Source organism: Verrucomicrobiota bacterium (assembly GCA_016871535.1).
Taxonomy (GTDB): Bacteria; Verrucomicrobiota; Verrucomicrobiia; order Limisphaerales; family SIBE01; genus VHCZ01.
The window spans coordinates 1-5,625 of sequence record VHCZ01000342.1 but is presented as its reverse complement, the minus strand read 5'-3'; the positions used below and the strand labels follow the sequence as shown (position 1 = coordinate 5,625).

The following is a 5,625-nucleotide window of genomic DNA, read 5'->3' as shown; positions in this document are numbered from 1 at the left end:
CCAGCGTCAGCGGCAGATAAAGCGGGACGAGCAGCGCGGAGTGTCCCATCTTGCGCAGCGCGGCTACCAGGGCATTGTCGCGGAAGCAATTTCCGCAGAACATTTTTCCCGCGCCCGGCGTGATCTGAAGGAGGTTCATGGCATCGGAGGCAACGTTCGAGTTGTCATGGCCGTTAGTTTACGGTTCGCTAGCGGGACTCAATCGGAGCATGATGGGTGGCTGGTGCGGTTTGCTGCGCACTTTAGGCCACCGCTTCCTTGCGGCTTCGTTTCGACTTCGCAGCTCGATCGTTTGTTCCACGCATTCTCGATCAAGGTTCGATTGATTTCGATAATTTCGATTATCTCGTGCAATTCAGCTCTCGGAAGCTCTCATTCCACTCCACCTGGACCGGATTCAACCATACTTTCGCTTCGCGGCCGGCCTTGGTCACATGCACATGGATTGGCTCACCCAAATCATAGTTGTAAAAGCTGAATCGATAGCCCCTCTCCCGCAACACCGTCGGCATGATGTAAGACTACGCGAGTTATGAACTCGTCGCAAGCCGCTCGAATCGTCGCCGACTGCATCCACAAGTCCAATCGCGGTCAAGTGGCACGAATCTGCAGCCCGCATCATGCCGGCAACAATAGATCGCGAGCCGCGCTGACCAACGGCTGTCCCACCGGGAGCGCTTCGGGAACTTCGGCAAACTCAGAAATCGCGTTGAACAATCGCGAGAAATCCTTGTTCACGTCGCCGCTCAGGCAATCCGTCACATCGCCGACCAGATCCGGATACTTGTCGGTCAGTGCGCGGAAACTGAACTTGGGGTTGTAAAAGGCATAAACCAATCGGCGCATGTTTTCGACGCCTTCCCGCAGGGTATTCGCGTAATCCAGGAACCGTTCCGGGGAGAAATCATTCGCCAGAATCGCTTCGTGGACGGCGTCACCGGCCAGGACCCCGCTCTTCAGCGCGAACATCAGTCCTGACGAAAACACGGGATCCAGAAACGCGAAGGCGTCGCCCACGAGCAGCAATCCTTCGGAGCCGCAGTGCCGCGAGTGAAACGAGAATTCACTGGTCAGATAGTACGGCCCGACCTGTTGGCCGATGGAGAGGCGGTCTTTGATCCAGAGGTTTTCCTCCACCTCGCGATGGAAAATGGCTTCGGGCGATTTCACGCCGCCGCGCGTCAGATACTTGCCTTCGGCCACAACCCCAACGCTCACCATGTCGTTGTGCTGCGGGATGTGCCAGAACCAGCCTTTCTCCGGCACGAACGCCACGGTGGTCTGTCCCTCGTCGATCCCGGGCTCGCGTTTGGAGCCTTTGTAGTAAGTCCAGACCGCGACCTTGTTCAGGTACGGGTCCCGCATCCGCCAGCCGTTGCGCACGGCGGAAAACGATTCTTTGCCCGTGCAATCCAGTGTGATGGGCGCGCGGTATTCGTGCGTCTGGCCGGTCTTGTCCACGGCGCGCACACCGACGACGCGCTCCCCTTCGCGAAGCAACTCCTTGACCGTGATTTCTTCCTGCACGCTCGCGCCTTTTTCGCGGGCGTTGTCGAGGAGCATTTGGTCGAACTCCGACCTCAGCACTTGCCAGGTCTGGGCCACGGTATCCCGGTCGTAGCGGGTGAAGAAATAAAAAGGCTGGCTGGCCTTGCCGTTGGGCTGGACAAACACCACGCTGTATTTCTTTTGATTGGCCGAGCGTTTCATCCGGGGAATCAATCCCAGACGATTGAGCGGGTGATAGGTGAAGGGGATGAGCGATTCGCCGATGTGATACCGGGGAAATTTTTCGCGTTCGAGAACCAGGACGCGGTGGCCTTTTTCAGCGAGGACTGCGGACGCGGCTGAGCCCGCAGGTCCGCCTCCGATGATGACCGCGGAATAACTTTCTTGGTGTGGCATAAATCTATTGCGGAATGACGGGCGGAAGAATTTCGACGATCTCGGCAATGGGATGTTGAGCCGGATCCAGCAGCGTGTTGCGGCGGCCGAACAGGGTCTGTGCGCCCTGCAAGCGGAGCGCCCGGTTGATGAAGTCATCCGATTTCACGCGCAAAAACGCTTTGGGACGGCTGGCGTGGTTGATCTTGTGTTCCGCGAGGATGTGTCCCAGAGGAAGCCGCTCTTCGAGGATCTCGCGCCGCGCCGCATTGGGAAACGCGCCCAGATTGATCTTGATCGCGCCAAACTCCACGGGTTGCTCCGTCCCGTCGAGCAGGAGGACAACTTCGCGAAAGTAGAAATCCCCCCGCTGCTCGCGGCTCAACAATTCCAGATGAATGCTCCGTCGGAAGAATTTCTCCAGCGTGGGCGTCATGTCTTGATCGTGCACGAGCAAGGACCGCTGCGGTTCCGGAACTCGGGTTCCGGGGATCGCAGTGATCGCGGGCAGGGGCCGACTGTCGCGGGCGTAGAATTCATCGAGCGGATAGATGAGCGGACTGACCGCCGGGCGTTTCGCGCTGCGGGCTTCAATGGAGGTTGATGCAGGCATGCGGAAATCTCAAATGTGAGCCTTGAAATTTGAAATCGACTCAGAGCCTGTCCGAAAATTCCGAGGGGTGCTGTTTTCGAGCCCAAGGCCGGATGGCGAGGCGCGACGAGGGAGAATACCCTTCCTGGGTCTTCGACCGAGGAGCAACGAAGCCAGACGGCCTGGGGCTCGAAAACCCTCCGGGCGGCAGGTCTTTTGGCCGCAGCGCCCCTCGCAATTTTCGGACAGGCTCTCAGGCATAGCGCGCGTTCCGGTGCTGAGGCAGGAAGAATTCATGGAGCAGCCGGTCCACCTGCAGCAGGCCTTCGCGGTTGAGCGCGACGCGGTCGCCGTCCACTTTCAGAAAGCCCCAATCCTCCAGCATGCGGAGCGGTGTCGCGAAGCGCTGGCGGACATCTGCGCCGAACTTGTTTTGGAAGTAGGCGGCGCTGACCTGGCCAAGCTTCAGTTGCAGGACAAATTCCCGAATCAACCGTTCGTCCGCCGCCGGAGTGAGGGCGCGATGGATCGGCAACGCGCCGTTCGCGAGCGCCTGCAGATACGGCTCGAAATCGTGCTGGTTCTGATAATGCGTCCCGCCGATGTGCCCGAAGGAAGCCACGCCCAGGCCAATCAAATCCGCTCCGGCCCAGAGGCGATCCCGGTAATTGAACCGGGTTTTCTCTTTGTTCTTCACGGCCGTGTAAGCGCTCCCAACCGTGTAACCCACCTTCTCCAGCTCGGAGAATGCGTAAGCGACCCAGCTCCGTTTCGTCTCCCAATCCGCCACGGGGGCGACGAGCTTTCCCTCCGCCTTCATCTGTTTGAAGATGGTCGTGTTGTAGGGAACCTCCATCTGGTAAATCGTCACGCTGTCAGGCTGAAGCTCGATGGTCTTCCGGACGCAGTCCTGCCAGTTCGCTTCCGTTTCCTCCACCATGCCCGCGATCAAGTCGATGTTGATCTGGGGAAAATCCAGTTCGCGCGCATACGCGTAAGCGCGCGCGATCTCTTTGCTGCGATGGGCCCGGCCGTTGATTTCCAAAATGGGGTCGCTGAAGTTCTCCACGCCCAGGCTCAGGCGCGTCACGCCCATCTCGCGAATGGCCTTCAGTTTGTGATCGGTCAATGTGCCCGGCTCGCACTCGAACGTGACTTCGTCGGCCGCCTCCCACGACAACAACGCCTTCATTTCGCCAGTCAAATGCTGGAGTTGCTGGACGGACAAATACGATGGTGTGCCGCCGCCGAAATAAACGAAGCTCGGTTTGCGTCCGCCGATGAAGGGCTTCCCGGCGTAGAGCCTGAGCTCCGCGAGCGCGGATTCGATGTAGGCCTTGATCGCGGCTGAATCCTTGTCCGTGTAAACTTTGAAGTAACAGAAGTGGCAGCGCTTCCGGCAAAAAGGAATGTGGAGATAGACGCCGAGTTGCGTCCCATGCTTGTGTGGACGCTCCAGCGCTGCGTGAGCTTCGGAAACGAACTCCGGCTTCCAGAACGAGAACGGCGGGTAGTTCGAAACGAAATAGTTGCCGGCGGTGGTCTCTTTCTTGGCCGGTTGCGGAGGCAGACTGCCGGGCTCGATTGAGATCGCCGCACTCATTTCGAAGCCTCCTTCGTTCCTTTGGCCGGGGTTTTCGCCCCGAACGCATAGACGTTTCCGTCATCAGCTCCGATCACAATCTTGCCTTCGACAACGGCTGGAGAGCTTCCAATCGGCTGGCCGACTTCGTAGGACCAGAGTTCTTTGCCCGCCGCCAGGGAAACGACGTAAAGCCGCCCGTCGTCCGATCCAACCACGACTCTATCGCCGCAGACCACCGGGGAGCTATCGACTTTGCCGCGCGTGGTGAAAGTCCAGACCGGTTTGCCATCGCTGCGTTGAACGCAATGCAGGCGCTTGTCGCGTCCGCCAAACACCACGCGGTCGTTCGCCACGGCCGGGGAGGAAAAGAACGGGAATGGACGGTCCTTGTAACGCCAGACGATGTTCCCCTGGGACGTGTCGATGCAGAGGAACTCATTCTCGTATTGGCCTATGTAAACCCGATCTCCGACCACGGCGCCTGATCCCGCGATGTAAGCGCCCGCCTCGACCTCTTTGATCTTCTGCCCATCCTGCAAACGGATCACGTGCAGCAGAGCGTCGCAACCGCCAAACATCGTCTTGCCGCCGCCGACCGCGGGTGACCCGTTGATGTAATTGCCGGTCTCGTAAGTCCACACGGCCTTCCCTGTCGCCGCATCGACGCAGTGAAGTTTGTAATCATAGCTGCCGGCCAGGATCCACGGCGTGCCGCTCTTGTCGTCTTTGATCCAATTCGGAGCGCCAAGAATTTTTTCGCCTGTCTGATACTTCCAAACCTCCGTGCCACGCGCGGCGTCAATGGCGTAAAGATAGGTGTCCGACGATCCCACGAAAACTTTTCCCTCCAGAAAGAGCGGAGAGGATTCAATGGGGCCGCCGGTCTTGAAGGCCCACAGCTTTTGACCGTTGGCCAGATCGAGCGCATAGACATGCCCGTCTTCGGAGCCGGCGAACACACGGCCCTGGGCAATGGCGGCCGAGGATTTCACCGGGCCCCCGGTCTTGAAGGTCCACAACAAGGCCGGCGACTCCGGCAAGCGCCCCGAAGCGACGCCCACCAATCCGGGGCTTCCCCGGAACATGGGCCAGGCATCTTTGGTGGGTAGAGAACCCGCCGCGCCGCCGGGCGAGCTGGCGCGGACCGGCGACGCGGCGAGCATCAAAGCTGCGGCGCCAACGGCCAGGCCACAGAGCAAGCGTGTGCAGAACTGGATCATCAGATATTGGTGCAACTCGGGAAGGTAACTCCACAAAGTCACGGGCATTCTGGCGCCAAAACTATTGAACAGTCGGAACGGTTTTGCAATCACATAATACCTATACGTATTAATTTTCGCCATTGAGTCAAGAATCTGAGAATCTAGCGAAAGATAGGGGTAGGGATGACACACGAGCGTCACCCCTCCCTCCGAACCGGACGGGCGGATTTCCCGCATCCGGCTCTCCGGTTGATGGGGTCTCGACGAGAGAGAGCGCACCTTTCGTGCGGTCTCCAAGGCCGCCTTCCGTTCAACAGTCTCAACCAAGTCATCGCTTGGCTGACTCCCCTGCGGCACAGCCC

Annotated in this window: 6 protein-coding genes; all 6 read right to left on the bottom strand. The window is 59.1% G+C overall.

Annotated features, from left to right (window positions below; all coding sequences use genetic code 11):
* Positions 1-139: glycosyltransferase family 1 protein (locus FJ398_25560; GenBank protein MBM3841258.1), on the bottom strand; the 139-nt coding region annotated here is incomplete at its 3' end.
* 202 nt (positions 140-341) lie between these two features.
* Positions 342-512, bottom strand: a complete 171-nt coding sequence (locus tag FJ398_25555) for a DUF4160 domain-containing protein (protein ID MBM3841257.1) — start codon at positions 510-512, stop codon at positions 342-344.
* 106 nt (positions 513-618) lie between these two features.
* The gene (locus tag FJ398_25550; protein MBM3841256.1) at positions 619-1,905 is read right to left on the bottom strand and encodes an NAD(P)/FAD-dependent oxidoreductase; all 1,287 of its coding nucleotides are present in this window, start codon (positions 1,903-1,905) and stop codon (positions 619-621) included.
* Positions 1,906-1,909: 4 nt separating this feature from the next.
* Positions 1,910-2,497 carry a hypothetical protein gene (locus tag FJ398_25545; protein MBM3841255.1) on the bottom strand — a complete coding sequence of 196 codons (588 nt, stop codon included), beginning with the start codon at positions 2,495-2,497 and terminating at the stop codon, positions 1,910-1,912.
* 232 nt (positions 2,498-2,729) lie between these two features.
* Complete coding sequence (locus FJ398_25540; protein ID MBM3841254.1) at positions 2,730-4,079, bottom strand: coproporphyrinogen III oxidase family protein; 1,350 nt, start codon at positions 4,077-4,079, stop codon at positions 2,730-2,732.
* On the bottom strand, positions 4,076-5,224 hold the full coding sequence (locus FJ398_25535; GenBank protein MBM3841253.1) for a Pyrrolo-quinoline quinone: 1,149 nt from the start codon (positions 5,222-5,224) through the stop codon (positions 4,076-4,078). Before FJ398_25535 ends, FJ398_25540 begins: the two co-directional genes overlap by 4 nt.
* Positions 5,225-5,625: the final 401 nt, after the last annotated feature.